This is a genomic window from Thermococcus sp. P6, assembly GCF_002214525.1.
GTDB lineage: Archaea > Methanobacteriota_B > Thermococci > Thermococcales > Thermococcaceae > Thermococcus.
In genome coordinates, this window is record NZ_CP015104.1 from 153,834 (window position 1) to 180,639 (window position 26,806).

The following is a 26,806-nucleotide window of genomic DNA, read 5'->3' on the forward strand; positions in this document are numbered from 1 at the left end:
AGTAAATGGAAAGAGTTATAGGTGTCGGTTGATTATTATGACACGTTGGGTGAGGACCATGGAGGAAAACACCGCGGTGATTCTGGTCCTTACGGCTATCCTGCTCCTCTTCTCCCCTTTTATAGCGCTTTATTCTGGCGTAGTGGTGGACATCACCGGGGTTGACAGGATGCTCCCGTATCACCTTGTCCCAATCGTTATCGCCCTTCTCTCCACGGCGGTAATCTGCGGCATCCTGGCTCCTGTCATGAAGCTCCTCGGAAAGCCCACTCCATGGATCAAGATGGCCCTGATCAGAATAGCAATTGTTGCCTACCTTCTGTCCTACCTGTCCGTGGACGTGCTCTTAACCATCGGATAATCCTGATGGGGAGACACGAGGGGATTAATAACTCATTGATCTACCCAAAAACCTCTTAACCCTTCCCTCCTTTTTCCACTGGTGGTATCATGGACAGGGAGGAGCTCACCCTCATAAGGAAGTTCGAACACATAGAGCACTGCCTCAAGAGAAACGTTCAGGCCCACGTGAGCAACGGTTTTGAGGACGTTCACTTCGTTCACATGAGCCTGCCCGAGATAGACAAGGATGAGATCGACTTAAGCGTTGAATTTCTTGGGAGGCGCTTCGATTACCCCATCATGATCGCGGGAATGACTGGGGGGACTAAAGGCTCTCAGCTTGCCGGAAGGATAAACAGGACTCTGGCAAAAGCCGCTCAGGAGCTCAACATACCAATGGGCGTCGGGAGTCAGAGGGCCATGATAAGAAAGCCCGAAACGTGGGAAAGCTACTACGTTAGAGACGTTGCCCCGGATGTTTTTCTGGTTGGCAACCTCGGGGCCCCGCAGTTCTCCGAGACCATCCCGGAGCGCTATGGCATTGATGAAGCCCTAAAGGCCGTCGAGACCATTCAGGCTGACGCCTTGGCCATTCACATGAACCCCCTTCAGGAGAGCGTCCAGCCGGAGGGGGATACCCAGTACCGGGGGGTTCTGAGAGCTTTAGCAGAGCTTAAGAGCGAGTTCCCCTACCCGATAATAGCCAAGGAAACCGGAGCGGGCGTTTCCATGGAAGTTGCGATAAGGCTCGAGAGCATAGGCATAGACGCCATCGACGTCGGCGGTCTTGGCGGAACGAGCTGGAGCGGTGTTGAATACTACAGGGCAAGGGACGAGATGGGCAGAAATCTGGCATTAAAGTTCTGGGACTGGGGGATACCCACCGCCTTAAGCGTTGCCGAAGTGAGATATTCCACGGATCTCCCGATCATAGCCACCGGCGGAATGAGAGATGGGATAACCATGGCCAAGGCCCTCGCCATGGGGGCAAACCTTGCGGGGGTGGCTCTGCCCCTGCTCAAGCCGGCGGTGAAGGGCGACGTTGATGGCGTTATAAAAATCCTCCGGAGATACATCGAGGAGATAAAAAACGTGATGTTCCTCGTCGGGGCAAGAAACGTGAAAGAGCTCAGAAGGGTGCCCCTCGTCGTAACGGGCTTCACGAGGGAATGGCTGGAACAGAGGATTGACCTGCAGGGATTTTTAAAGGGCGGAAGGAGTTGAAATCCCTCCTCCGATGCACACATTTTTAAACCCTCCCACCAAGTATGGCGTAACCCGATGAGGTTCCACCTCATCACTTAAAGGGCCGGGGCCGACGGAAGTCCGCCTCATCACAAATTCACGGAGGAAATGAAATGATAAAAGTTCACACAATAGGCGGTTATGAAGAAGTGGGTAAAAACATGACCGCGGTGGAATACAACGGCGAGGTCGTTGTAATCGATATGGGAATACGGCTTGACCGCGTTTTAATCCATGAGGATGTTAATATACAGCAGTTTTCTGCAAAGGAACTCCAAAAACTTGGTGCTATTCCGGACGATTCATCAATCAGGGATAAAAAGGTTGTCGCCATAGCCCTGACCCACGGCCACCTCGACCACATAGGGGCGATTGCCAAGCTCGCGCCCCACTACCCGGACGTCCCGATATACGGAACTCCCTACACCATAAAGCTCGCGAAGGGGGAGGTTAAGAGCGAGCAGTACTTCGAGGTCAGGAACCCCATGTACGAAACGGAATACGGCGAGATGGTTCAGGTGAGCGAGAACCTTGCCATAGAGTTCGTCCGGATCACGCATTCGATTCCACAGGCGTCGATGGTGGTGGTTCACACGCCGGAAGGTGCCGTGGTTCACACCGGGGACTTCAAGTTCGACAACAACAACCCTCTCGGCGAGAGGCCCGATTACAAACGCCTGAAGGAACTCGGCAGAGAGGGAGTGAAGGTCCTCATAGCGGAATCTACGAGGGTTTCAGAGCCAACGAAAACGCCAAGCGAGGCTGTTGCGCAGATGCTCCTTGAGGATTTCTTCCTCTACGATGGCATGGACGAGCACGGTCTGATAGCCACGACCTTCGCCAGCCACATTCCCCGCCTTCAAGAACTCATATGGATAGCCAATAAGATGGGGAGGCAGGCCGTTTTCGTGGGTCGCTCCCTGGCCAAGTACACCGGGATAGCCAAGCAACTCGGGTTGATAAAGATGAAAGGGGCCCGCGCGGTTAGAAGCCCCAATGCGGTCAGGAAGGTCCTGCGGGAGGTTTCCGAGGCCCGGGAAAACTACCTCCTTGTGGTAACCGGCCATCAGGGAGAGCCGGGCGCCGTATTGACCAGAATGGCCGAGGGTCAGCTCTACGACATAGGGAAGCGCGATACGGTGGTTTTCTCCGCCGGAACGATACCCAATCCGCTCAACAGAGCCCAGCGCTACGTCCTTGAAACCAAGCTCAGAATGAAGGGCGTGAGGATGATAAAGGACCTCCACGTTTCGGGGCACGCGAGCAGGGAGGACCACCGCTACCTGATAAGGATGCTTAATCCAGAAAACATCGTTCCGGCCCACGGGGAGTTCAGGATGCTCACCCACTACGCGGAACTCGCCGAGGAGGAAGGTTATTTAATAGGCAGGGATGTGTTTGTCTCAAGGAACGGTTACAGAGTGGAGATAGGTTAGGGCAAAACTGATAAACCTCCCTTTGACCGCTTTCATGAAGGGGTGATATAATGGGAAAGTACGATGAACTGTTCACAAGGATCAAGGAGACCGCCCGGGAAGTTGACATGAAGATACTCGAGCTCATACCTGAAAAGGAACCCGGAGAGCTCTACGCGGCGGCAAGACACTACCCTCTGGCGGGTGGAAAGAGGGTAAGGCCGTTTGTAGTGCTGAGGGCGGCCGAAGCCGTCGGCGGCGATGCCGAGAAGGCCCTTTATCCGGCGGCCGCTGTTGAGTTCATCCACAACTACTCCCTCGTTCACGACGATATAATGGACATGGATGAAAAGAGGCGTGGAAGGCCGACCGTCCATAAGATCTGGGGCGTCAACATGGCCATCCTCGCGGGAGACCTGCTCTTCTCCAAGGCCTTCGAGGCCGTCGCCCGGGCGGAGGTCGGTCCCGGAAAGAAGGCGAGGATTCTGGAGGTTCTCGTTAGGACATCCAACGAGCTCTGCGAGGGGCAGGCGATGGACATCGAGTTCGAGACGAGGAGCGAGGTCACGGTCGAGGAATACCTCAGGATGATAAGCGGCAAGACGGGGGCGCTCTTCGATGGCTCCGCGACCATAGGCGGGATCGTGGGGACCGAGAGGGAAGACTACGTTCAGGCGCTCTCGAAATGGGGCAGAAACGTGGGAATAGCCTTCCAGATATGGGACGACGTTCTCGACCTCGTGGCGGATGAGGAGAAACTCGGCAAGCCCGTTGGGAGCGACATAAGGAAGGGCAAGAAGACGCTCATAGTGAGCCACTTCTTCCAGAGGGCGAGCGAGGAGGACAAAGCGGAGTTAATGAAGGTCTTCGGGAAGTACGCCGGCGACGCCAAGGATGATGCGCTCATACACGAAGACATTAGAGAGGAGGTTGAAAGGGCGATAGAACTCCTCAGAAAGTACGGAAGCATCGATTACGCCGCTGAATACGCCAGAAACCTCGTTAAGGAGGCCAACGAGGCCCTGAAGGTTCTCCCGGAGAGCGAGGCCAGAAGGGATCTTGAACTCCTTGGGGAGTTCCTCGTCGAGAGGGATTATTAGTGGACCCGGAGTTCCCTTACTCCCTTACCCTGAAGGAATACGGGTGGGGGCCTTCATTCTGTTTATTCTATCCGCCCTTGCCCTGAGTCCGCTTGACCTTGAGTTTACCCTTAGCTCCCCCTTCGATGTTCCGTCTGGTGTTCATCGTTGCCGTTCACGAGGGGCTCCACGCACTGGTGGCGAGACACTTTGGGGGAAGGGTCGAGTTCGGGGTTTCCCTGCTCGGAAAGATCGTCCTTGCGCCCTACACCGCCGTGAGTTGCGGAAGAGGGAGTGGGTTTACGTTATCCTCGCTCCGGTTCTGCTGGTGTACATACTTCTGAACGTCCGGGTTGCGGTAGAGGTTGAAGGCTGAACCGCCTCCGTTTCCATCCCCGGGTATAATGGCGATAATCATAATGCCCGGTTGCTTCAGATCTATGGAGGCAAATGCTAACGGAGAACTACGTAGGGGAGGTATGTCTAACTACTATATCTAATAGAAAATTTTATAAATATTTGTTGTCCAATATGTGTAAAATCCGGGGTAAGGCCGGGGGTGGAAGGATTGCCTGCACTCCCGCCGGGTTTTGTCATAACTCACAAATGGAGGGGGGCGCATGAAACTCAGGGTGGATGTACTAATCGACGTGATCATCGGGTTGATTATTATCGGGGCTGCTGCATATTGCTGGGTGGACGAATACGGCACTCAAAAATTCATAGAGGGACAGAGGGATGGGGACGAGTTCCGCATCTACATGATGACGTCCGACACTGTTTGTGATATCCAGTTCCATTCACGGGAAGCGCTTAACTCCCTAAACCGCAACTCCACAGGGGCTTTTAATCTTTCGATGGTGGAGCTGGTCGGGGATTTCGAGCACTTGGAATTGAATCTTTGGGATTCTGTTGAGTATCTCTTTCCCAATGAACTTCCCAATGAAACTCTGGTTAACATGACAAGAACCTACCAGTGCGCGGAGTTCGTGGAACTTTCCAGGAAGGCGGTTCTAAACGGAACTGCCAACGTTTCAGCGGTCAGGGAGGGGTTGAGCCTGATTTACGAGTCTGCCACGGAGTGGCGGGCGAACTCCAGATTTCCCAGCGAAGAATTTCTTCGAGCCAACGCCGGGCTTCAAAGAAAGTGCGGGCTGTTACTGAAGCACGTGTCGGGATAACTTTTTCTGTTTCCTCTTCTGTTTCCTCTCGTCCTGAATGTTGCCTCCCTTCCCGTGATAAATGCGCACCGTGAAGAAGAGAAAAACGAAAAAAGCTCACTCCACGAAAACCGCTGGTTTCAGAGGCATTGCCTGCTTTGCCTTTCCTCCCCGGTCTTCCTCCGGGTTGATGACGACCTCAACTTCGAGCTCCTTCTCCATGAACTCTCTGGCTTCCATCAGGGCCTTTTCCTCATCAATGCGCTTGACTTCAAAGGCCCTCTCCTTTATGAGCTTCTGAATCAGTTTGCTTATCTCCTTTCCACGTTTCCGCATCTCAGGATCCTTCATGAGCTCGGACATTGCGGCCCTGAAGTCCCTTTTCTCTGCAACGATCTGAGCAACCTTCCACTTCCACTCCGGAGCGGTGTAGATGTAAACCCTCCGCGGGTTCTCTATTCTGGCGACCCTGATTATCTCCCTGATGTCCTCGATCAGGTTTTTGACGAACTCCTCCTCCGCCTCTATGGTCTCGTTCCACCACTCCGGATCCGGCTCTGGCCACTCCGCCAGACTTACGAAGCCCTCTCCTCCGAGCTTCTCCCATAGTTCTTCGCTTATGTGAGGTGTGAAGGGAGCCATGAGCCTGACCCAGACCTCCGCGAGTTTCCTCAGGGTGGTGCGCTTCGCCCCATCGTCCCTTCCCTCGGTTCTCCTCAGGTACCAGCGCAGGTCGTTGAGGACCGAGTAGAAGGCCCACTGGACGGCCGTCCTCGTCCTGAATTCTTCGAGTGCCCGCGTCGTCTCTTCAATGGCCCTGTTGAGTCTGTGGAGCATCCACCTGTCGATGTCCTTCAGCTCGCTTTCGCCGGCCCTGTACGCTGAGAACTCGCTCACCAGCTCATAAAAGCGCTCCACCTGCCTCCGGAGCTTTCCGACTTCCTTCCTGCGCCAGTCGAAGTCGCTATCGTGCTCGGCCAGACCCATTATGTAGAGCCTTACAACGTCGGCGCCGTTCTCGTCTATGGCGTCTATGAAGTTCAGAACGTTGCCCTTGCTCTTGCTCATCTTGGTTCCTTCGAGGGTTCCGAAGCCGTTTACTGCTATGCCCCTCGGCCAGTGCTCCCTCCTGAAGATGGCAACGTGGTTGAATATGAAGAAGGTCAGGTGGTTGGGTATGAGGTCCTTGGCCGAACAGCGCCAGTCGAGGGGATACCAGTACTCGAACTCCTCCTTCATCCCGTGGATTACCTCTGCGGGAATGCCGGTCTTCTCCTGAAGCTCCCTCTCACGTTCCTCGCTGAACTCCTCGAGGAATACGTAATCGAAGAACTCCCTGTCGAGCTTCTCCGGGTCCATGCCCTCTTCCCTGAGCCTGTTCATGTGCCTGCTGATGGTGTAGTAGGCCATGTAGATGGTGGAATCGCTCAGGCTCTCGATGACCCATTCGGGATCCCATGGCAGGGGCGTTCCAAGGCCGACCTTCCTCGCGCAGGCCTTCTTGTCGAGCCAGTCAATAACAGCCTCGAACTGTGTCCTCCTGCTCTCGGGGAATATCTTCATGTTTTTCAGGGCTTCTCTGGCTTTCTCCTTCCATTCCGGATTGCCGTAGTCTATGAACCACTGGTCGTGGATTATCTTGATGACCGCCCGGTTTCCAAAGCGGCTTATGACGGGCTTTTCCGCGAACTCGTACATCGTCTCGGCGATGCCCTTCTCCAGAAGCTCCTTCGCTATGAGCTCCTTGGCCTCCTGAACGGTTTTACCCGCGTAGGGCTCCACCTTGAAGATGCCCCTGTGGTACTCGGCTTTGTATATGGTCTTAGTTGCCTCCTCGAGTTTCTCCTCGTCCTTCTGATCCTTAACGCCGAGCCTCTTGACCTCTTCCACCGCCGGGAATTCCCCGTAACCCTCAAGCTCTATCAGGGAAACGTAGCGTATCCCCTCCACCAGCCGGGGATCGATGTCGTATTTGAGCAAAACGTCTGTTTCCTTCTTCAGATCCTCTAAGGCCACGTGGTCGAAGGGGGCGTGCGCCGGAACGCTCATGACAACCCCCGTGGCGTTGTCGGGGTCGACGAATTCCGCGGGCAGGATGATGACCTCGTCGCCCGTTACGGGGTTCTTCACGTACCTCCCGATGAGTCTTTCCCCCTTGAACTCCTCGAGAACCTCTACCTCCCGGTCCTGGAAGGAGAGCTTGTAGGCGGATTCTTTGCTTACGATCCACACCTCTTCCCCCTTCCCGCTCTTCACCCTTGCCTTTACGTACGTTGCCTCCGGATTCAGCCACATGTTGGTTACGCCGTAGACCGTTTCCGGCCTCAGCGTTGCGGCCGGCATGTATATCGTCTCCCCATTCTCCTCGAGGATGAACTTGATCAGGGTGTATTCGAGTATCTGCACGTCCTCGCCTTCCATTATGTCGTGGTCTCCGAGTGGCGTCTCAACCACCGGATCCCACCTGACCCTGTGGGCCCCCTTAACGACCAGTCCCTTTTCCTTTAGCGTCCAGAACTGCCACTCTATGAACTTGCTGAAGGGCGGGAAGAGCGAAGTGGTGTGGAACTCCCTGCTCCAGTCGACGGAGAACCCGGCCCTTATGAAGGTCTCCTTCGCGGCCTTCATGAAGTACTTAACTATCTCCCTTGGATCCTCGAACTTCCAGAGCACATCCTCGGGAACCTTGTAGACGTCGCGGTAGATGTGGATCGTTTTGGGGTCCCTCTGCTTTATCCTCTCGGCGATTCCAACTATGGGTGCTCCAGTTATGTGCCAGCCCATGGGGAAGAGCACGTTGTAACCCTGCATCCTTTTGAAGCGCGCTATCACATCCGGGATCGTGTAGGTCCTTGCGTGGCCCACGTGCAGGTGGCCCGAGAGGTAGGGGAAGGCAACGGTGATGTAGAACTTCCTTTCCCGAGGCTTATCGTCTATCCTCGGCTCGAAAACCTTCTCCTCCAGCCAGCGCTTCTGCCACTTCTCCTCAATGGCCCTGAAGTCGATTCCCATGCCTATACCTCCTTACTGTTTTCTCAAAAGAGCGAGTCTCCAGAATAGGGGAGAAATCAGTCGCGGATTTTATTCCGGCGATGGAGAAGACACTCCCCCCTCATCGGCATCGGAGCGGGTAGGAATTTCAATATTTAAACCTTTTGCTAACCTCCGAACGAGCCTGTCCTAAAGGATGACCAGCTCCCGGTCCGCTTCGGTCAGCCTCTTTCCCCGGCCGTTGCTGACAACCACGTCGTCCTCTATTCTAACCCCTCCAAGGCCGGGAACGTATATCCCCGGCTCTATCGTGAAGGTCATACCGTTTTCGAGCACCACTTCCCCATCGGGGCCTATGTAGGGGTCTTCGTGGACATCGAGACCCAGTCCGTGCCCCGTTCTGTGGGTAAAATACTCCCCGTACCCGGCCCGCTCTATGGTCTCCCTCGCGGCCCTGTCGACTTCCTTCGCAGGGATTCCCTCGCGAACGGATCTGTAGGCCTTTTCCTGAGCCTCCTTAACGATCCCGTAGATCTCCACGAGCCTTTCGTCCGGTCTGCCGAGGGCTATCGTCCGCGTTATGTCCGAGCAGTAACCCTTCCACTTAGCTCCGTAGTCGAGTATAACCAGATCGCCTTTCCTGAGCCTTCTCTCCCCCGGCTCGTGGTGAGGGTTGGCCGCGTTTTCACCGCTCGCCACTATCGGCGGAAAGGAGATGCCATCGCCGAGCGCTCTGATGGTCAGCTCCACCTTCAGGGCAAGCTCCCTCTCGCGCATTCCGATGAGATCCCAACCCAGAACCTCATCGAAGACCCTATCGGCGATTTCTGCCGCGTGCTTCATCATCCCTATCTCCATATCATCTTTCCTCATGCGGAGCTCCCTGACGAGCGAGCTGAGGGGATGGAACTCAAAGGAACCGAGTTTGAGGATGTTTATCAGCCAGTCGGCGCGCATGGTATCCTCTATCAGTAAACTACCGTTTAGAAGGTCCAGATCCGCCAGGATACGGGCGAGCTTCCCGTAGGGGTTCTCCCCATCCCGCCAGAAGGTAACCGGGAAGTCCCTCAGGGTGTTCTCGTAAAGGCTCGGGACCAAAAACCTATACCGGCCGTCGGCGTTCAGGACGAGAAGGGTAAGCCTCTCGCCGGATTCGTGCGTTTTAATTCCAGTGAGGTAGTAGAGGTTCGTCCCGGGGCTTATCAGGGCCCCGTCAAATCCTTCCTTCTCCATCAGGGGGACGAGTTTTTGAAGGCGCATCGTTCCCACCGGGTTGAATAGGGGGGAGTTCAATTTAAACGTATGCCCTGAGCCCACCATAACCCTTAAAAACCCGGCCTCGAATCCCGACCGAAGTGGCGGGGAAGACCCGCGGGATGTTCCCGTAAGGGAGAACCACAAACGAGGAAGGGGTGAAAGTATGGGAATGTACAAATACATCAGGGAAGCCTGGAAGAGGCCCAAAGAAAGCTACGTTGGAGGGCTTCTTAAAGAGAGGATGATAGAGTGGAGAAGGGAGCCCGTTGTGGTCAGAATCGAGAGGCCGACCAGACTCGACAGGGCCCGGAACCTCGGTTATCAGGCCAAACAGGGCTACGTAATGGTCCGCGTCAGGGTCAGAAAGGGCGGAAGGAAGAGGCCCAGGTGGAAGGGTGCAAGGAAGCCCTCAAAGATGGGTCAGGTGAAGTACAGCCCGAAGAAGAGCCTCCAGTGGATAGCAGAGGAGAAGGCCGCCAGAAAGTTCCCGAACCTCGAGGTTCTAAACTCCTACTGGGTCGGCGAGGACGGGATGTACAAGTGGTTTGAGGTCATAATGGTGGACCCGCATCACCCGGTCATTAAGAGCGATCCAAAGATCAACTGGATAACCGGCGGAGCCCACAAGGGAAGGGTCTTCAGGGGACTCACGAGCGCGGGAAGGAAGAGCCGCGGTCTGAGGAACAAGGGCAAGGGTGCCGAAAAGGTCAGGCCGAGCATAAGGGCCAACAAGGGCAGGGGCAAGTGACGGCCCTTCCGATTTTTTATCCTCTTGCTTCCATCAGGGGTTACCTTTTAAAGCTCCCCCATCAATTCTCCGCGGTGAGATGAATGGCCGGGATAGGGGCCCATCACGTCAGGATCACAACCTTCATTCACGCCACCGAGGACGAGGAAAAGGTTCTCGAGGCCCTGGAAACGTTCATCCCAGAGGGGATAGAGGACGATGTAAACGTTGAGGTGGAGGAAACCACGGGCTTCTTCGGGAACCCCATCAAGGTCGTCAACGTTGAGATAAAGCGAAGCAAAGCTGTTAGAAAGTTCCTTGATTATTTCAAGGAGCTTCTGGACGGGGAGAGCAGGAGGTACATCCTCGATAACCTTGAGGAGAAGGTCGACGAAGAGGGGACCCTTTACGTCCGCTTCAACAAGCAGAAGGCCTACCTCGGCGAGCCGGAGATCGATGAAGGTGGCGACACGATTCAGGTGAAGATAAAGGTAAAGGCCTTCCCGATGAGGAAGGAGAGCGTTGTGAAGGCTCTGAGGGAGTGGCTGGAAGGATGAGCCCCGAAAAGGGTGGAGAGACCGAAATCGAGGAGCTCTCATTCTCGAGGGATCACTTCGTCGAGATGGACGTGAGGAGCGAGGAAGCTTACGAGCTGGCCCGTGAGTGGTTCGATGAAGTCGTTTTCACGAGGGAGCTCGTCCTTGAAGGCACCCCCGACTGGTCCCCGCTTAAAGAGGAACTCAGGGAACTCCGGGAGAGGTACGGCAGGGTTGCCCTGCTCGTGGTCACCCGGAAGCCGGCGCTTATAAGGGAGGTTAAAAAGCGTATCCATGGTGTTTTGATCTACGTTCAGGGCGGGAACATGAGGGTCAACCGCTTTGCACTCGAGAGCGGAGTCGATGGACTCATAAGTCCGTGGCTGGGGAGAAAGGACCCCGGCTTCGACCACGTTCTGGCAGGGATAGCCTCGAGAAGGAAAGTTGCGATAGGTTTCTCCCTCTCGCCCCTCCTGAGGGCCGGGCCATATGAGAGGGCCCAGATACTGCGCTTCATGACAAAAACATGGCAGCTCGTGGACAAGTACTCGGTTCCGAGGTTCATCACGAGCTCCGCAGCGAGCAGGTGGGAGGTTCGTTCTCCGCGGGATCTTATGAGTCTCGGGATAAGCATCGGGATGGAGATCCCTCAGGCCAAGGCGAGTCTTAACTTCTATCCCCGGAGCGTTCTCTCAAAATTAAAGGGGAGGGTTCACCCCTCCAGAGCGGGGAAGTGCTCGGGCTCGTAATCCGTGAGCCTGCCCTCGAGGTAATCTTCGTAGCCCTTGAGGTCGAGCAGCCCGTGTCCGCTCAGGTTGAAGAGTATGACCTCCTCCTTTCCGCTCTTCTTTGCCTCCAGAGCCCTATCCACGACCCCCTTTATGGCGTGCGCACTCTCGGGAGCGGGGATGATCCCCTCGGTCCTGGCGAAGAGCTCGGCGGCTCTGAAAACCTCGGTCTGGTGGTAGGAGATGGGCCTCACGATGTTGTGGTTTATGAGAACGCTGAGCGTCGGAGCGAGACCGTGGTAACGCAGGCCTCCGGCGTGAATGGGCGGAACGTAATAGGTGTGGCCGAGGGTGTGCATCTTCATCTTCGGCGTGTATCCGCCCGAGTCCCCGAAGTCGTAGGTGTAAACGCCCCTCGTCATCGAAGGAGCGGCCCGGGGTTCAACGGCTATGAACTCGTAATCGGCCTTTCCCTCGAGGACCTCCCTGACGAAGGGGTAGGCCAAACCTGCGAAGTTGCTCCCTCCCCCGACGCAGCCAATTATAACGTCCGGTTCTTCGAATTCGGCCATCTCTTCCTTAGCTTCCAGACCGATAACCGTCTGATGCATAAGGACGTGATTCAGAACGCTTCCAAGGGAGTAACGGGCCTTCTCATCCCCCAGAACGTCTTCTATGGCCTCGCTTATCGCTATCCCCAGTCCACCCGGGTGGTCTGGATCTTCCTTTAGGAACTTCCTCCCCACTTTTGTTCTGTCGCTCGGGCTCGGGTAAACCTCCGCCCCGTAGAGGTGCATCACCGTCTTCCTGTAGGGCTTCTGCCGGTAGCTTGCCCGGGCCATGTAGACCCTAACCTTGAGCCCGAGAAGGGCTCCCGCCAGGGATAGGGCCGACCCCCACTGGCCCGCACCGGTCTCGGTTACGAGCCTCTCTATCCCCTGTTCCTTGGCGTAGTACGCCTGAGCGAGGGCGGTGTTTATTTTGTGGCTTCCCGTGATGGTGGCCCCTTCGTACTTGAAGTATATCCTCGCGGGCGTTCCGAGGGCCCTTTCAAGGTTCGTGGCCCTGAAGAGAGGCGTGGGACGACCTATCTTGGCGTAGAGTTCCCTCACCTTTCCGGGAATCTCAACGTACCTTTTCCTGCTCATCTCCTGTTTCACCAGCTCACGGGCGAAGATCCTCAAAAGCTTCTCGGGTTCCATTGGCTCGTTCGTTTCCGGGTCCAGCGGTGGGGCGAGGGGCTCCGGAAGGTCGGGCAGTATGTTGTACCATCTCCTCGGTATCTTCTCATCCGGCAGAACGGCTTTCATTCTAACACCTCCCCTGTTTTAACCACCCAGAAGAAATCCCAAAAGCGAGGGAATAATGAGCGTGCTGGGGCTTTAACCCGGGAACGCGGGGCGCCAAAAACGGACCCCATTAGGTTACGGGCACCAAAAACGATCCCTTCCTTCAACTAATCCGGGAGAACCGGGAAGGGCATTACGGGTTCCAAAAACACTCACTCCTGATTGTCATTGTTCATCGGTGCGGGAAACACATCACCCTTTAAAAACCTTTCCCCGCTATGCTATCTCCGTCTGCTCGTAGGTCGTTTCCCCCTTCCGGTGTTTGAGCATAAGCCCGTAAAGGAACTCCTTGAGGTCGAGTCCCATGTTGTCGTCGAGCAGCATGTCGGATTTGCCCGTGTATTCCCTTTCCGCCCGGGTTACCAGAAGGGCTATCGAGGGGGCGAGATGCTCGAGCAGTAACCTGACGAGCTCGGGGTAAACGTCTTCCTCAAGCTCCTCATCGGACTCTATCCCGATGTAAACCACGAAACCCTTCATCTGGACCGCGAGGACGAACTCCTCAGGGGTCAGGTTGAAGATCGAGAAGTTGTAATCCCTCGAATTACTTCTGGCGAGGAGGACGCCCTTTATCGACAGCGTTACCGGTTCGTCCCCTATCTCAAACACGAGATCCCTGGCCAGCTCCCTCGTGGCTATGGCGTAGAGCCCCTCGAGTGACATGGGCATTCCTCCGGAAGATTCAATAAAAGTGTTTCGTCACTTTTTTAACGATGAAGGTTAAAGAACCACGGTGGTGTCATGGGGATAACGCGATTTGGGGTTTCGGTTCCGGATGAGCTCCTCGAAAGGTTCGACCGCATAATCGCGGAGAGGGGCTACGTCAACCGGAGCGAGGCCATAAGGGACATGATGAGGGACTTCATAGTCAGGCACGAGTGGGAAACGGGCGAAGGGGACGTCGCCGGCACCATCACCATAGTCTACAACCACGACGAGGCCGATGTGGTCAGGGAACTGCTCGACCTCCAGCACGAGTACATCGACGAGATAGTCTCGAGCCTTCACGTTCATATGGACGCTCACAACTGCCTTGAGGTTGTCGTGGTCAGGGGAAAGGCCTCGAGGGTAAAGGAGATAGCCGAGAGGCTCATAAGCCTGAAGGGCGTGAAGCACGGAAAGCTCGTTATGACGACAACCGGTAGGGAGCTGGTTTGAGGGGGTGGTCGAATGAGGCTGATCTCCCTCCCCCTGTCCCTGCTCGTGGTCCTGTCCTTCCTCTTCCCGTGGTTCCGCGTTGACGGGGAGAGGATAACGTTCATCGAAGTCCTTAGGAGCACATTATTCGGATCCGATGGCCTGACCTTTTCCCTTTCGTGGCTCAATCCAGACAGCAACGGTGGGATAATAGCGTTCATCCTTTTCCTCATCGCACTGCTGCTCATACTACTCGGGATCCTCTACGGTCTCAGAGGCGGAAGGACGGGGCCCGCGTTAGGCGTCCTTGGAATGCTGATCTTCACCCTCGTTCTGTGGTACATCCACGGTCCCGGATACCTGAAGGTAATAGACAAAGGCTACGTAATGGCCTTTCTGAGCTTTACGGCGGGTCTACTGCTTGCCGGCGGTGAGAAGCTCTAACCAACAACCTCGACTATGTCCGCACCTCCCGGTGGAAGGACCGCCATTATGTCCTCTTCCCTCACGCTGTAGCCCCATCCCTCGATTATTCTTTTGATCCTTTTCACCAGCTCGCTCTTCTTCAGCGAACCGGGCCTGATTACGATGTACCTGTCGGTATGGGCCTTCATGGCCTCGACCGGTGCGCAGGTAACGTATTCCTCACCCTCGTAGTTGATCACCCCAACGGCGAGCTTCAGGGGGAGGCCGTGAAGCCAGTTCCTCTTACCGTAGACCATGAAGGCACCTTTTCCAAGGTACTCGCCGCTCGGGGTCTGTTTTGTCACCTGCTCCGGCTTCGCCCAGTAAGCGTCCCCGCTGTAAAGCCCCCTGCTCCATGCCCTGCTCATAGAAAGGGCGAACTGACAGGCCTCGAACATGGTCTTTTCTCCCGCTTTCTCCCCTTCCTTGATGACCACGTGGGGTGCACCGTAAAAGTCGGCGTGGCAGTAGCGGTCGTTTTCGCTCATGTACTTCTTGATGAGCATCTCATTGGTGCTCGCGTCCTTGCCCGCGAGGACGAGGAAACCCTCGCTCGAAACGAACCAGCGGAACTTCTCGAACCACTTCCTCTTTCTCCGCTCCAACTTCTTAACGTGGACCTCCTTCTTCATCTCCTCCTCGATGAGCCTCCCGACTTCCTCGAGCTTTCTCTTCGTATCCTCGCAGGCCTTCAGCGCGCCCTCGTACTTGCGCCGGAACTTCTTGGCTTCCTCGTAGTAGAGCCCGGCGTTCTCGCCCACGCTTCTGCCGAGGTAGAGCCTGACGGGTTTCCCTTCGATCTCAACCTTCACCGCCCTGCTCCCGGGATCGATGGCCCTGACCATGAGGGCCACCCTGTTGCCGGCCCTTTTGCCCTCCTCTATCCTCTTCCTGAAGCCCTCCCATCCGAGCCTCTCCACCGCCTTCCCGAACTCCCTTAGAAGGTTCTCGACGAGGGTGTAGTTGGCGTAGATAAGATCCCCTATCTCCTGATTGGTCTCCGCGGCTTTTCTAAACCCTTCGAGCATCTCCTCCTGTTTTTTGAGGGTCATTAAAAGGGCCCTTTTCTGGGCTTCAAGCTTTTTTGTAGCTTCCATTTTGGCCTTCTCGACGGTTATCTTTCCGAAGTACTCATCGAGGGCCTCACTGAAGGTTTTGAAGTAGCGCTTTTCAAGGCCTTCGTAGATCCTCAGCTCTATGGGAACGACATCGTACATCCTCCCCTCCCTGAAGACCACGTTGGGCCTCGGCTCGTCGTTGAAGGTCTCCAGCATGGCATCGTAGACCCTCATCATGTCCTCATCGCTGAGTTCGCTCACCGGAACGGTCTTCTCAAACCCGGCCCGGAGGGAGATTTCCTCGGCGTACATGCCCCCCATGTTGAGTTTCCTTGCGAGGGCACGCACGAGCTCCAGCTCCTCCTCCCGCATCAGTTCGATAAACTCCTCGCGCGTCACCTCGAGCGGGTTCCTCCTCGCCGGCGGGAAGCGGTATTCCGCCTTCGGCTTTATGGCCCTGTTCCTGTATTCCTCGTAGCGCAGGGCCGCTATTATCCTGTTATCGGAATCAACGAGTATCACGTTTCCCCTCCTGAAGAGCTCGCCTATGAGGGTATAATCGCCAACGCGGATCTTGACTATCCTGTCGAAGCCGTGTTGCTCTATGGCATCCACGAAGCCACCGCTGAGGTGCTTTCTGAGGAGCATCGTGAAGCTCGAGGGGCTCTTTGGAGCCTCCTTTATGTAGGTCGTCAGGTGAAACCTCTTACCCGCCTGAAGGATCAGGTCGGCCCTGCCCTCCTTCGTGCGGAGCTTTATCCTGATCTCATCGCCGTCGTGGTAAACCTTGTCAACCCTCGAGCCGACCAGCCACTGCAGTTCCCTCACGACGTAGCGTATATCGACGCTGCTCATTTCCTCCTTCATTTCTTCACCCGGTGAAGGTTGGGAAAGGGGGTTAAAAGCTTTCAGAAGTCCAGTGCACAGAAGGAAACACGGGTTCAGCCCTGTTCAGAATAAGGTTAAATACCCTCAGGGTAACAAAGGCCCGGTGACGTGCAGTGAAAGGATACTTTACCTTCGTTCTCCACACCCACCTGCCCTACGTTCGAAAGCACGGGAAGTGGCCCTTCGGTGAGGAATGGCTCTACGAGGCTATGAGCGAAACCTACCTGCCGCTGTTGATGGAGTTCGAGCGACTCCGCTCCTCGGGCGTCAGGTTCCAGCTCGTGATCAACGTGAGCCCGGTTCTGGCGGAGCAGCTTTCCGATGAGTACATCAAAGGGGAGTTCGAGAGGTACCTCCTCAGGAAGATAGAGGCCGTAGAGGAGGACCTGAAATCAGGGAAGTACAGCGAGGATGCGGTCAGGGCTTCCCTCGACCACTTCAGGAAGGTTTACAACTACTGGAAGGCCATAAACGGTGACATCGTCGGAAAGTTCCGGGAGTTTCAGGACGCCGGCTACGTTGAGATAATAACCTCGGCCGCGACTCACGGCTACCTTCCGCTCCTCGGGAGGGACGAGGCCATAAGGGCACAGCTCGCCAACGGGGTGGCAACCTACGAAAAGCACTTCGGGAGAAAGCCGAGGGGCATATGGCTTCCGGAGTGCGCCTACAGGCCCGAGGGTGAGTGGGAGCTTCCGGGAGGCAGGAAAGTTAAACGACAGGGCATAGAGAAGTTCCTCGAGGAGTTCGGCATCGAGTACTTCTTCGTGGAAAGCAGTCTTATCGATAGGGGACCCGTGGTCGAGGTATACGGTGAGGTCCCACTCTACGAGGGGGACAAAAGCACCCTGCGGCCCTACTGGATAAAGGACTCCAGCGTGGCCGTGTTTGCCCGCAACAGGGAGACGGGTCATCAGGTATGGAGCGCCCACCACGGATACCCCGGTGATTTCTGGTACAGGGAGTTCCACAGGAAGGCCCCAAAAAGCGGCGGTCAGTACTGGCGCATAACGGGAAAAGAAGTCCCTCTCAGCCGGAAGGAATTCTACGACCCTGAAAAGGCCATGGAAAGGGTTGAGGAACACGCGAGGCACTTCGTTGGGCTCGTCAGGAGGCTCCTGTCAGACCACGAAAGAAAATCGGGTGAGAAGGGGATAGTTGTTTCGCCCTACGATACCGAGCTCTTCGGCCACTGGTGGTTCGAGGGCGTTAAATGGCTCTGCAGGGTTCTCGAACTGATGGCCACGGAGGGCATCGTTACAACGACCATCTCGGCTTACCTCGATGGTTACAGGGGTAGGAGGCACGAGATCGAGCTTCCGGAAGGTTCCTGGGGGGCCGGCTCGGACCATTCCACGTGGTGGAACGAGGAAACGACCTGGACGTGGGAGGAGGTTTACAGGGCCGAGGACAGGATGGTTGGACTTGCGAGCAAATACATGGGGAAGGATGAAAAGGTGGAAGAAACTCTGAAACAGCTTGCCAGGGAGCTCCTGATACTCGAGGCGAGCGACTGGCAGTTCCTCATAACCACCGGTCAGGCAAAGGAATACGCAAAGAAACGTGTGCTCCTTCACAGCAGGGATTTCCACAGGCTGGCGAACGAGCTGGAGAGGTACGTCAGAACGGGTGAGTTTAACGATTCCCTTCTGGAGGAGCTCAGGGAAAGGGACAACGCCTTTAACCCGGTGATAATCGAGGAGTACGTGAGTGAAAACCCGCCCGAAGTTCCCGAATACGTTGAACCACCCCAAGTCCCGGCGGAAGAGGAAGAGAGGACAGCCGAAGAGAAAACCGAAGTTTCGAGGGCCTACGCCACGGAGCTCTCCACATTCCGGGAAAAAGTGAAGACGCCTTCCGGGCTCCAGGCAAAGCAGGAAAAAACCGAAAAGAAGGTTCAGAAGGGGGAGAGCGACCTGCTGAAAATAAGGGGCATCGGACCAAAGAGACTCGCCAAACTCCAGAGTGCGGGAGTTTACACCGTGGAGGACCTCAAGAGGGCCGACCTGAATGAACTGGCCAAAAAAACTGGCATCTCTCCCCGACTGTTAAAGAAGTTTCTATCCCAGCTCTCCTGAATTTTCGAAAGCTTTTTCTGGAGTTTTTACATTTTATAGGTGTGATCACCATGAAGAAGGTCGAGGCCGTTATCAGGAGTAGGGATTTTGACAGGGTTAAAGGTGCCCTCAAACAGCTGGGTATCGTACCCCTGACGGCCTACCCGGTTCAGGGACGGGGAGTTCAGGGGGGCGTTCCACCCTACGATCTGCTTCCAAAGATGAAGCTCGAGGTGGTCGTCAGGGATGAGGACGTGGAGAAGGTCGTGGAAAGCATCGTTAGAAACGCAAGGAGCGGTACCCCGGGGGACGGCAAGGTGTTTATAATCCCCGTGGAGGACGCTGTAAGGATCAGAACAGGGGAAAGAGGAAACGAAGCCCTCTACTGAGGGTTTTCTTTAACTTAAAGGAAGGCGTGCCTGTGCCTGTACAGTCCAAGGAGCCCACTGGATACCAGATACACCTCAACCGCCGCAAGGAGCAGCAGGAACACAAGATACGCCTGCGCGAAGGAGGGGCTCTTTCCGAGGTGTTCCGCTATAACACTTATCTGATTCGGGTCGCGCAGGGCACCAAGGGAGTATATCAGCGCGTTGAAACCCACAACCAGTGGAATCGGAGCTGAAGCGTAGGCCAGAAGGAGTCCGGTATAACCCCTCCTCTGGAGGGACAGCATCGAGAGGATTATCGGGATGGCCAGTATGAGCGCGGTTATGGCGAAGAACTGATTGAGGTACGCCCCGGTAAGCACGAAGAAGGAGGTCATTCCGAAGATGTACTTTCGGTATGCCTTCTTCAGCTCAACGAGCGTATTCGGAATAAAGTCATACTTCGCCGATCTGGAGTACAGGAGAACCTTGTTCACGGCCCTCAGGTAATTTTTCTTGCCCTCCCTCTCGATGGCCTTATCGGTACTCATCAATTTAAGCTCTTTGGCCTTTTTAAAGAAGAACTCCGCCAGTTCTTCATTGTCTTTCTCGATTCCGGGGGCGAGCGCCCTGAAATTCTCCACAGCTTCCCTGAGGAATTTTTTGACCTTCGACTTTTCCTTTTCACTCAGGCTCTCAAGCCTCTCGATCTTTTCAAGGGCCGATTCGAGAACATCCGCAGTTTCAAGAAGCACTTCCCTGCTCTTCACATGGACCACCCCAAATAGAAAAAGAAAAGGGTTTAAGACGCTTCCCCTTTCTCCGCCTTTAGTATCCTGTTGATGCTCCATCCCATCATGGCGAATATTATCAGCCATGCCGTCAGCATGTAGATTACCCAGCTTCCCATTTTCACCACCTCAGACCTTTATTATGACCTCGTTCTTCTCCAGCTCTTCCCTGTACTTCTTCTTTATCGAGTAGTAGCTCTCGACTGCACCGAGGATCCACATCAGGATTATTGCCAACCTTGCCGGCCATTCGAGCGTTGCTCCAACGAGGCTCCTGGCGGAGCCTACCAGGGGTATCAGCAGGAGTATTGGGGCTATGTAGAGGATTATCGGCTTGTACCAACCGGGAACCCTCATCCACGCACCCTTGTGGAGTTCCTCCCAGAAGTTGTCGGGCTTGAAGAGCCACACCGCGACGATGATGTCGACGAGCGCCAGCAGCGTAAGCTGGAAGCTGACCCACGCATCGACCTGATCCATGTAGCCGCTGATGTATATGACCGGAATTCCCGCGAGGAGGTATATCAGGAACACCACCCATGTGCCGACGTTCCTCTTTATGTTGAGATCTTCCTCGAGGAGCGCAACGAGGTAGTTGTACATGGCTATGGCCGAGGTGAACCCTGCAAACCATAGCAGCAGGAACCAGAGTGCCCCAAAGAACCTTCCTGCACTACCCATGCTGACAAAAACGTTGGGCAGGCTTGTGTAGGAGAATCCCAGACCGAACTCTTTCCCTATCCATGCGAGTGCCTCGCTCTTACCCTGGCTGAGGACATCGGGCGGCACGATCTTGGGAGCGTAGGCAGTTGCCAGCGGGATGGCGAGCGAACCACCGAGAACCACTTCGGCGAACTCGTTGAGTGAAACCGTTGCCAGACCGCTCAGAGCGACATCCTCATCGGGACCCAGATAGGAGGCGTAGTTCTGGATGATTCCCATACCCAGGCTGAGTGTGAAGAATATCTGCCCCGTTGCAGCCAACAGAACCGCTGAGAAGTGCTTTCCAAGGTAAGACCAGTTGGGGCTCCAGATGAACTTGAACCCATCGATGGTGCTCCAGTTGGGGTCTATGGGGGAACCCAGGATGAAGACGTAGCCGATCATTATAATGGCGAAGATGTAAAGCAGTGGCATCATTACCTTGACCCATCTCTCGATACCCTTGCTGACACCCTGCCCGACGGCTATCGCCAGCAGGATTACGGTTATGCCCCAGAACAGCATGATCTCCGCGTGGTTACTCAGGTAATTGCTGAAGAAGTCCCCGGTGTTCTGACCGAAGTAAGCCCCAGTTATGCTGAACCATGAGTAAGCCGCCGACCAGCCTATGAGGTGCAGGTAGTAGCTGTTCAACAGGACGGTCAACGAAAAGGCCAGCATGCCGCTTATGACTCCCCACCAGAAGGCGCTTCTGGGACTAACGCTCTCCCTGGCCATGAGGTAGTAGGTAGGGCCAAGGGTACCGTGGCCGTATTTACCACCGTAGCGACCGGCGACCCACTCAATCCACATCACGGGTATACCCAGGAAGAACAGTGCTATAAAGTACGGCACCATGAAGGCTCCGCCACCGTTCTGGGCAACCTGTGTGGGAAACCTGACGAAGTTTCCAAGTCCAACTGCGTTTCCAGCCATGGCTAAAATCAAACCGATCTTGGTCGCCCATTGATCCCTCTGTTCCATAATATACACCCCCTTTCTTAAACGCATGGGCATAGCGTCCCGTGTACGCTTACGGGACACTGGGTATAGAAAAATTCATCCTATAAAAAGATTTCTGATGGGCTCTTTCGACAAAAGACGATTTACTCGACCGTTAAACTATTCCATCCCCGGTTTCATCATTTTTCCAAGATACCTTAAAAGAACCAGGGGAGGGATTGGATTTATGTCAGTAGAAAAAGGGCAGTTAGCCGGTGGTGACCAAAAGGTTCGGGAGCAGTTCCATTAACTATTTAACCCGAAAAACCAAGGGTTGTACGGTGCCCGATGACTGGAACGAGAGTGAGCTGAGCGGTGATGATCGACTTCTCGCTGAGGGCACCCCCGTACATCATAATCCACTGAAGACGTTTTATGTTCTTCAAAGTATAGAAAATTATGGATGTACAGGCATGTTTTCACCCCAAAATTTCCATAGGTTCGCTCTTTTCATTAAAAATTTCCGTATATAACTTTTTGTGCAGAATCAACCGTTTTCCACTCCGTTCTGGCGAAAGGTTTATATATGCAAACGCCTAAAGTCCTATCGCAGATTACCGAAACCGAGGTGGTGTGAATGGTCAAGGAAGACCCGTTTGAGATGGCCATTAAGCAGCTCGAGAGGGCTGCCCAGTTCATGGACATAAGCGAAGAAGCCCTTGAGTGGCTCAAGAAACCCATGAGGATCGTTGAGGTTTCAGTTCCCGTAGAGATGGACGACGGTTCCGTTAAGGTTTTCACCGGTTTTAGGGTTCAGCACAACTGGGCCCGCGGTCCTACAAAGGGCGGCATAAGGTGGCACCCCGAGGAGACCCTAAGCACGGTTAAGGCCTTAGCCACGTGGATGACCTGGAAGTGCGCCGTTGTTGACATACCCTACGGTGGAGGTAAGGGCGGTATCATAGTCAACCCCAAGGAATTGAGCACGAGGGAGAAGGAGAGGCTCGCCAGGAGTTACATAAGGGCGGTTTACGATGTCATCGGTCCCTACACGGACATTCCGGCGCCGGATGTCTACACCAACCCGCAGATCATGGGCTGGATGATGGACGAGTACGAATCAATCGCGAGGAGGAAGAACCCCGCCTTCGGTGTCATCACGGGCAAGCCGCTGAGCATTGGCGGTTCACTCGGCAGGGGAGATGCCACGGCCAAGGGCGCTTCTTACACGGTTAGAGAGGCCGCCAAGGCCCTCGGAATGGACCTCAAGGGCAAGACGATAGCCATACAGGGCTACGGTAACGCCGGCTACTACATGGCCAAGATCATGAGCGAGGAGTACGGAATGAAGGTTGTGGCTGTCAGCGACAGCAGGGGCGGTATCTACAACCCGGACGGACTTAACGCCGACGAGGTCCTCAAGTGGAAGAAGGAGCACGGCAGCGTTAAGGACTTCCCGGGAGCCACAAACATAACCAACGAGGAGCTCCTTGAACTTGAGGTTGACGTTCTCGCTCCCGCTGCCATCGAGGAGGTCATCACCAAGGACAACGCCGACAGGATAAAGGCCAAGATCGTTGCCGAAGTTGCCAACGGCCCGGTTACACCTGAAGCGGACGAGATCCTTAGGGAGAAGGGCATACTCCAGATCCCGGACTTCCTCTGCAACGCCGGTGGTGTTACCGTCAGCTACTTCGAGTGGGTCCAGAACATAAACGGCTACTACTGGACGCTTGAAGAGGTCTACGAGAGGCTCGACAAGAAGATGACAAAGGCCTTCTGGGACGTCTACAACACCCACAAGGAGAAGAACATCCACATGAGGGACGCGGCTTACGTTGTGGCGGTCCAGAGGGTCTACCAGGCAATGCTCGACAGAGGATGGGTGAAGAAGTGATACCTTTCCTTTGTTTTCCCTCTTTTTCTATGCTGATCAATGAACCCTTTGTGCTGTAGCCGGAAGTGCGGAATCCGGTATGGTCTGTGATGTCTTTTACCTGCTGTGTGGCATAATTCTAATTGGATTGCTTATACCCCGGCTATTCAACTGGAATTCGCCCGATGTTTATTTGATTGCCAGATAAACAGGAATCTCATTCATCATTAGATTCAATACACCATATTGAACATCTACTTCTTTTATTATATTCTCCCAATTTCTTGATGAAACATATCCTCCATTCTTTTTTCTCTCGAAAATAGTTTCAGTCATCCATCTCTTTCCATTTGATATTTATCTCTCCACCCTTCATAACCAAGTTCTTTCATTTCTTTTTTTAGCTTGAAGGAGAACCTCTTGCCCTGGTAGATGAATTTCTTCTCATCTTTATCGCAGCATCTATTCCTTTGTTATTCAAATACTCAAAATTTGCTGTCATATGCACCATCTCCCAAAACCCTTCTTATTTTCCTTCCTCCGGCTCCTGCTTTCTCTATTAACTGCTTAAGCATTTTGCCATCTCCTCTTCTCTCATCTGTAACCTCCAATGCAATAATCTCTTTTGTATTTACATTAACAGATGAACTTTTATCCAATGTAAACTTTCCATTTCTCCCTCATCCATTTTCCTCTATTTGCTACTTTCACTCCAGAATATTGCAATAACAAAATCGTCCTTGCTCTCCTTCAGCGTCTTATACAAATTTACCTTCCACCTGTCTGTATCTGTTGAATACGTGTAGTATCTTGAGAAATGTCATGCTCTGGATAATCATAAGATCTTCCCCTCTTACCCTTATTCATCTTTTCTATTTCTTCGTCCCAATTTTCCAGTCTATGAAGAGCATTTCTTCCCTTCTCACAATTGTTACATTCTTTCCACTTTTTTGCATCCTTATCACCTAAACGTAGATAGATACAAAAATTAAAAATTTTACTTTTGTGCTACACAACACTTCTACCAAAAAATTTATATAGTACTACCCCATAGTGTAAGTGGTGATATTCATGTCCTGCACCATCCATCCTTGGCAATATGGGATAAGAAGTCCAAATCCCTCAGACAAGATTTATGGGGGATTTATACAAGTAAAGACCCCACCAATACTGCCAGAGGACTTAGAGTGTCTGATAGTGATCTGGGCTTCTATGTCAACAACTGAGGGCAACTTCTATCAAACCTCACTGGGCTTCCATCCCGATTGGGGCTGGCATATTTCAGCAGGCTCTACAAATCCTCAGCTTGAATGCGGTTTGGCTTGTCCACCCTTCAAATTAAATGGACAGATTTTTAGACCAAAGCCAAATACTGTTTATGAGCTTGGTATCAGACTTATACCTCAAGATTCAACTAACAAAGTGCATCTTTATTTCTTGGACTTCAGCACAAACATGTTGTATGACATCTACACGTTGGATGATTCCAGTAATGTATCGACCCCAATCGGGGGGATTTTAGAGGCATACACTGTAAATCCTTCTGAGCTCGCCAAGTTAGGAGGATACAATGCATTTAGGATAGTAAACGCAAACTGGTTAATAGAACCGTGGACATCTACTCGCTGGCCTCATGGATATGTATATGAGGCTGAAGGTAGTGGATATGAGACTACCCCTGAAGATATTCAGATTAAGTTAATGAGTCCCGGAGATCTGTATATCGGATATAAAGTTGGTGGAGAGCATTATCCAAACAATTATCAAGTATGGTGATATTCATGTCCCGCACCAGTCTCTTAATTCTTGTAATCTCTCTGCTGGTCTTTTCCGCGTTATGTCTGGGTGTGCCGAATAATTCCCCGAATAATTCGCCGACTAAAATCCAGGCTTCCGGAGGTTTGAAGGGGAATATTACAGCATTCCTCAGCGAGGCAAAGAGAGACCTTGAAACCTGCAACACAACCTTGAAGAAACCCCTCTCTCCCGGAAGTGAACGGGATTATCTGAATATGACCGTTCTGAACGATACGACGATCGAGGTGAAGGGCAGGCTTTACAGATATGCCGTTCTGGGCATCTGGAACGTTAGCTTCAGCGGGGAGGCACAGCTTGAGGATTATAAGGTCCTCTGGGGGCAACGGAAGAACATTACATCAACCGGAGGACAGGAAATCAACTTCAAAATCTACAGTGGTGAGAAGGTTGTCGACTCGTTTACCTACTACTACGTCCCGTTTCAGCTGGACTCGTTCTGCGTCTCGGTCAATTCTAGGCGCATAACCCTTCCAAACGGCGATGAGTTGACCTTCCTCTTCATGCATACCGAAAGGGGAGATCTGTGGCTCCTTCTGCTGGCATAATTCAAAGGCTTCGCTCGATGTGAATCTTCAAGTGGGAAGTGGAAGAGGGAGCACGGCAGCGTCGAGGTCTACCCGCCATCCAGTTTTGGAGGAAATAAAGGACGTTAGGGTTTTCAGGCCTTCGCCCAGTATTCTTTCTCCTCCACCATGGCGTTTATCATCTCGTCCTCATCCTTGAACATTGTTCTCCTTGAGGGGTTCTGCATCCCGTAGAACTCCATGAAGGGACTCGGCCGTCTCTTGAAGGGGTAGTAGAGGTACACCGCCGCGAGCTTCCTGTAGGCCTCGGCCATCTCGCTGATAACCCCGGCCGAAACACCCTCGGCGTAGTGGTAAACCGCTATTGCCTTGCTGACGCCGACGAGGTTGAAGTCCCTCTCGACGAGCTGTCTTCTCAGTATATCCGTTGCCTGTTCTATGTCTTCCCTGTCCAGCTCCTCAACCTCCTCGCCGTCGAGAAGGTGCTTTATCCTGATGCGCTTTACCGAGGGGTTCTCCTCAACCTGGGCGTCGTACTCGGCAACGACCCACCAGTCGTCCAGAGCCCCGGGGTCGAGAACCGTGAAGTGTTCGCTTAGCTTGGCGTAGAAACCCCTTACGCGGTGGTAGTATTCCTCCTCGTGGCCCGTCATCGGGTAACTGAGGTAAACCAGGGGCTTCTCCCTTTCCCGGAATATCAGATCGAGGAACACCTCCGGAGGGTGCCTTATGCCGAACTGTAGCACGTAGCGGACGTTTGTTCCCTCTTGTTTTAGCTCATGGATGAGGGTCTTGACGTGGTTTATGGCATCCTCGCGCCACATGACGAGGGTCGTGAGCCTTATGTTCTCGGCATCTCCACCGAAGCGCTCGAACCACTCGGGGTCGTTGATGACCCGCCTCCTGACGGAAAGAACGTCGTCAAGGACTATTATCACGCGGTCCGGTCTCAGAAGCTTTAGGTTGCTCGCCGTAAACCCTATAACGCTTCCACTCCCCCACCGGAAGAGGCTTGGGGTTGAGACGAGGTGAAACTTCCGGTCGCTTTCGTCTATTTCCATCCTTATCCTGTTGAAGGCCTCGTCTCTGATCTCGTTCATCAGATCCTGATGATTTATGGCGAAGTCGAGGACGTTCTTCCTCGTTATCCTGACGCCAGTTTCCTTGCCCACTTCCCTGATGTAGTCGAAGACATGGTAATAGGCGTAGCTCTCCCCGTTCTGAAGCTTCAGTGCCCCGGTTATGTATTCGTCGCGCCCGTTGAGGGGCGGACCCGTCAGGAGGATCACTTCCTTCATTTTACCCCTCCCCGGGAACTTGGACGAAACCTTTAAATACTATTCCCCCAAAC

24 protein-coding genes are annotated in these 26,806 nt (G+C 53.9%); 15 read left to right on the forward strand and 9 right to left on the reverse strand.

Translation table 11 applies throughout. From position 1 onward, the window contains the following. The first annotated feature begins 58 nt into the window (after nt 1–58). The 5 genes from A3L12_RS00940 to A3L12_RS00960 all read left to right on the forward strand — a co-directional run bounded on the left by A3L12_RS00940 (nt 59) and on the right by A3L12_RS00960 (nt 5,262). Nucleotides 59–361 carry a hypothetical protein gene (locus tag A3L12_RS00940; RefSeq protein WP_088881863.1) on the forward strand — a complete coding sequence of 101 codons (303 nt, stop codon included), beginning with the start codon at nt 59–61 and terminating at the stop codon, nt 359–361. An 89-nt stretch (nt 362–450) separates the two neighbouring features. Further along, a complete protein-coding gene (fni, locus tag A3L12_RS00945; protein WP_088881864.1) occupies nt 451–1,566 on the forward strand; it encodes a type 2 isopentenyl-diphosphate Delta-isomerase in 1,116 nt (371 codons plus the stop codon). A gap of 134 nt (nt 1,567–1,700) precedes the next feature. Then, the gene (locus A3L12_RS00950; protein WP_088881865.1) at nt 1,701–3,023 is read left to right on the forward strand and encodes an RNase J family beta-CASP ribonuclease; all 1,323 of its coding nucleotides are present in this window, start codon (nt 1,701–1,703) and stop codon (nt 3,021–3,023) included. 50 nt (nt 3,024–3,073) lie between these two features. Next, entirely contained in the window at nt 3,074–4,102 is a 1,029-nt protein-coding gene (locus A3L12_RS00955; RefSeq protein WP_088881866.1) for a polyprenyl synthetase family protein, read from the forward strand. A 599-nt stretch (nt 4,103–4,701) separates the two neighbouring features. Beyond that, nucleotides 4,702–5,262 carry a hypothetical protein gene (locus A3L12_RS00960; protein WP_088881867.1) on the forward strand — a complete coding sequence of 187 codons (561 nt, stop codon included), beginning with the start codon at nt 4,702–4,704 and terminating at the stop codon, nt 5,260–5,262. Between the two features lie 96 nt (nt 5,263–5,358). Here A3L12_RS00960 and leuS read toward each other — a convergent pair whose 3' ends face one another. Together leuS and A3L12_RS00970 are read right to left on the reverse strand one after the other, a co-directional pair. After that, nucleotides 5,359–8,253: a leucine--tRNA ligase gene (leuS, locus tag A3L12_RS00965; RefSeq protein ID WP_088881868.1), complete on the reverse strand. Its 2,895-nt coding sequence runs from the start codon at nt 8,251–8,253 to the stop codon at nt 5,359–5,361. A gap of 168 nt (nt 8,254–8,421) precedes the next feature. Beyond that, nucleotides 8,422–9,492 carry a Xaa-Pro peptidase family protein gene (locus A3L12_RS00970; protein ID WP_088881869.1) on the reverse strand — a complete coding sequence of 357 codons (1,071 nt, stop codon included), beginning with the start codon at nt 9,490–9,492 and terminating at the stop codon, nt 8,422–8,424. A gap of 160 nt (nt 9,493–9,652) precedes the next feature. Between A3L12_RS00970 and A3L12_RS00975 the strand changes: the two genes are divergently transcribed. The 3 genes from A3L12_RS00975 to A3L12_RS00985 all read left to right on the forward strand — a co-directional run bounded on the left by A3L12_RS00975 (nt 9,653) and on the right by A3L12_RS00985 (nt 11,501). After that, nucleotides 9,653–10,237, forward strand: a complete 585-nt coding sequence (locus A3L12_RS00975; protein WP_088881870.1) for a 50S ribosomal protein L15e — start codon at nt 9,653–9,655, stop codon at nt 10,235–10,237. An 83-nt stretch (nt 10,238–10,320) separates the two neighbouring features. Next, nucleotides 10,321–10,773: an RNA-binding protein gene (locus tag A3L12_RS00980; RefSeq protein ID WP_088881871.1), complete on the forward strand. Its 453-nt coding sequence runs from the start codon at nt 10,321–10,323 to the stop codon at nt 10,771–10,773. Between the two features lie 65 nt (nt 10,774–10,838). Continuing rightward, nucleotides 10,839–11,501: a Ribonuclease P protein component 3 gene (locus A3L12_RS00985; protein ID WP_232462934.1), complete on the forward strand. Its 663-nt coding sequence runs from the start codon at nt 10,839–10,841 to the stop codon at nt 11,499–11,501. Here the strand turns inward: A3L12_RS00985 and A3L12_RS00990 are convergent. Beyond that, nucleotides 11,465–12,790, reverse strand: a complete 1,326-nt coding sequence (locus A3L12_RS00990; RefSeq protein ID WP_088881873.1) for a TrpB-like pyridoxal phosphate-dependent enzyme — start codon at nt 12,788–12,790, stop codon at nt 11,465–11,467. The two genes, A3L12_RS00985 and A3L12_RS00990, sit on opposite strands and share 37 nt — an antisense overlap. Nucleotides 12,791–13,045: 255 nt before the next feature. After that, nucleotides 13,046–13,492 carry a hypothetical protein gene (locus A3L12_RS00995; RefSeq protein ID WP_088881874.1) on the reverse strand — a complete coding sequence of 149 codons (447 nt, stop codon included), beginning with the start codon at nt 13,490–13,492 and terminating at the stop codon, nt 13,046–13,048. 78 nt (nt 13,493–13,570) lie between these two features. Here A3L12_RS00995 and nikR point away from each other — a divergent pair, with 78 nt between their 5' ends. Together nikR and A3L12_RS01005 are read left to right on the forward strand one after the other, a co-directional pair. Next, the gene (gene nikR / locus A3L12_RS01000; protein WP_088881875.1) at nt 13,571–13,987 is read left to right on the forward strand and encodes a nickel-responsive transcriptional regulator NikR; all 417 of its coding nucleotides are present in this window, start codon (nt 13,571–13,573) and stop codon (nt 13,985–13,987) included. 12 nt (nt 13,988–13,999) lie between these two features. Continuing rightward, nucleotides 14,000–14,410 carry an amino acid permease gene (locus A3L12_RS01005; RefSeq protein ID WP_088881876.1) on the forward strand — a complete coding sequence of 137 codons (411 nt, stop codon included), beginning with the start codon at nt 14,000–14,002 and terminating at the stop codon, nt 14,408–14,410. Here A3L12_RS01005 and rqcH read toward each other — a convergent pair. Further along, the gene (rqcH, locus tag A3L12_RS01010; protein WP_088881877.1) at nt 14,407–16,356 is read right to left on the reverse strand and encodes a ribosome rescue protein RqcH; all 1,950 of its coding nucleotides are present in this window, start codon (nt 16,354–16,356) and stop codon (nt 14,407–14,409) included. The genes A3L12_RS01005 and rqcH overlap by 4 nt on opposite strands. A 134-nt stretch (nt 16,357–16,490) precedes the next feature. Here rqcH and A3L12_RS01015 point away from each other — a divergent pair, with 134 nt between their 5' ends. Continuing rightward, entirely contained in the window at nt 16,491–18,455 is a 1,965-nt protein-coding gene (locus A3L12_RS01015) for a 1,4-alpha-glucan branching protein (RefSeq protein WP_088881878.1), read from the forward strand. A gap of 50 nt (nt 18,456–18,505) precedes the next feature. After that, complete coding sequence (locus A3L12_RS01020; RefSeq protein WP_088881879.1) at nt 18,506–18,823, forward strand: P-II family nitrogen regulator; 318 nt, start codon at nt 18,506–18,508, stop codon at nt 18,821–18,823. Between the two features lie 14 nt (nt 18,824–18,837). Here A3L12_RS01020 and A3L12_RS01025 read toward each other — a convergent pair whose 3' ends face one another. Both A3L12_RS01025 and A3L12_RS01030 read right to left on the reverse strand, forming a co-directional pair. Further along, nucleotides 18,838–19,581 (reverse strand): alpha-glucosidase, encoded by a 744-nt coding sequence (locus tag A3L12_RS01025; protein WP_232462896.1) that lies wholly within the window; start codon nt 19,579–19,581, stop codon nt 18,838–18,840. A gap of 141 nt (nt 19,582–19,722) precedes the next feature. Continuing rightward, nucleotides 19,723–21,279: a sodium-dependent transporter gene (locus A3L12_RS01030; protein ID WP_088881881.1), complete on the reverse strand. Its 1,557-nt coding sequence runs from the start codon at nt 21,277–21,279 to the stop codon at nt 19,723–19,725. 595 nt (nt 21,280–21,874) lie between these two features. Between A3L12_RS01030 and gdhA the strand changes: the two genes are divergently transcribed. Further along, complete coding sequence (gdhA, locus tag A3L12_RS01035) at nt 21,875–23,134, forward strand: glutamate dehydrogenase (protein ID WP_088881882.1); 1,260 nt, start codon at nt 21,875–21,877, stop codon at nt 23,132–23,134. A 464-nt stretch (nt 23,135–23,598) separates the two neighbouring features. On the opposite strand, the gene A3L12_RS08250 is transcribed toward gdhA, so the two are convergent. After that, a complete protein-coding gene (locus A3L12_RS08250; RefSeq protein ID WP_157726680.1) occupies nt 23,599–23,772 on the reverse strand; it encodes a hypothetical protein in 174 nt (57 codons plus the stop codon). A gap of 403 nt (nt 23,773–24,175) precedes the next feature. Here A3L12_RS08250 and A3L12_RS01040 point away from each other — a divergent pair, with 403 nt between their 5' ends. Further along, nucleotides 24,176–24,889: a hypothetical protein gene (locus A3L12_RS01040; protein WP_198300051.1), complete on the forward strand. Its 714-nt coding sequence runs from the start codon at nt 24,176–24,178 to the stop codon at nt 24,887–24,889. A gap of 236 nt (nt 24,890–25,125) precedes the next feature. Then, nucleotides 25,126–25,476, forward strand: a complete 351-nt coding sequence (locus A3L12_RS08400; protein ID WP_232462897.1) for a hypothetical protein — start codon at nt 25,126–25,128, stop codon at nt 25,474–25,476. 113 nt (nt 25,477–25,589) lie between these two features. Here A3L12_RS08400 and A3L12_RS01050 read toward each other — a convergent pair whose 3' ends face one another. Continuing rightward, nucleotides 25,590–26,753 carry a hypothetical protein gene (locus A3L12_RS01050; RefSeq protein ID WP_088881884.1) on the reverse strand — a complete coding sequence of 388 codons (1,164 nt, stop codon included), beginning with the start codon at nt 26,751–26,753 and terminating at the stop codon, nt 25,590–25,592. Nucleotides 26,754–26,806 lie beyond the last annotated feature (53 nt).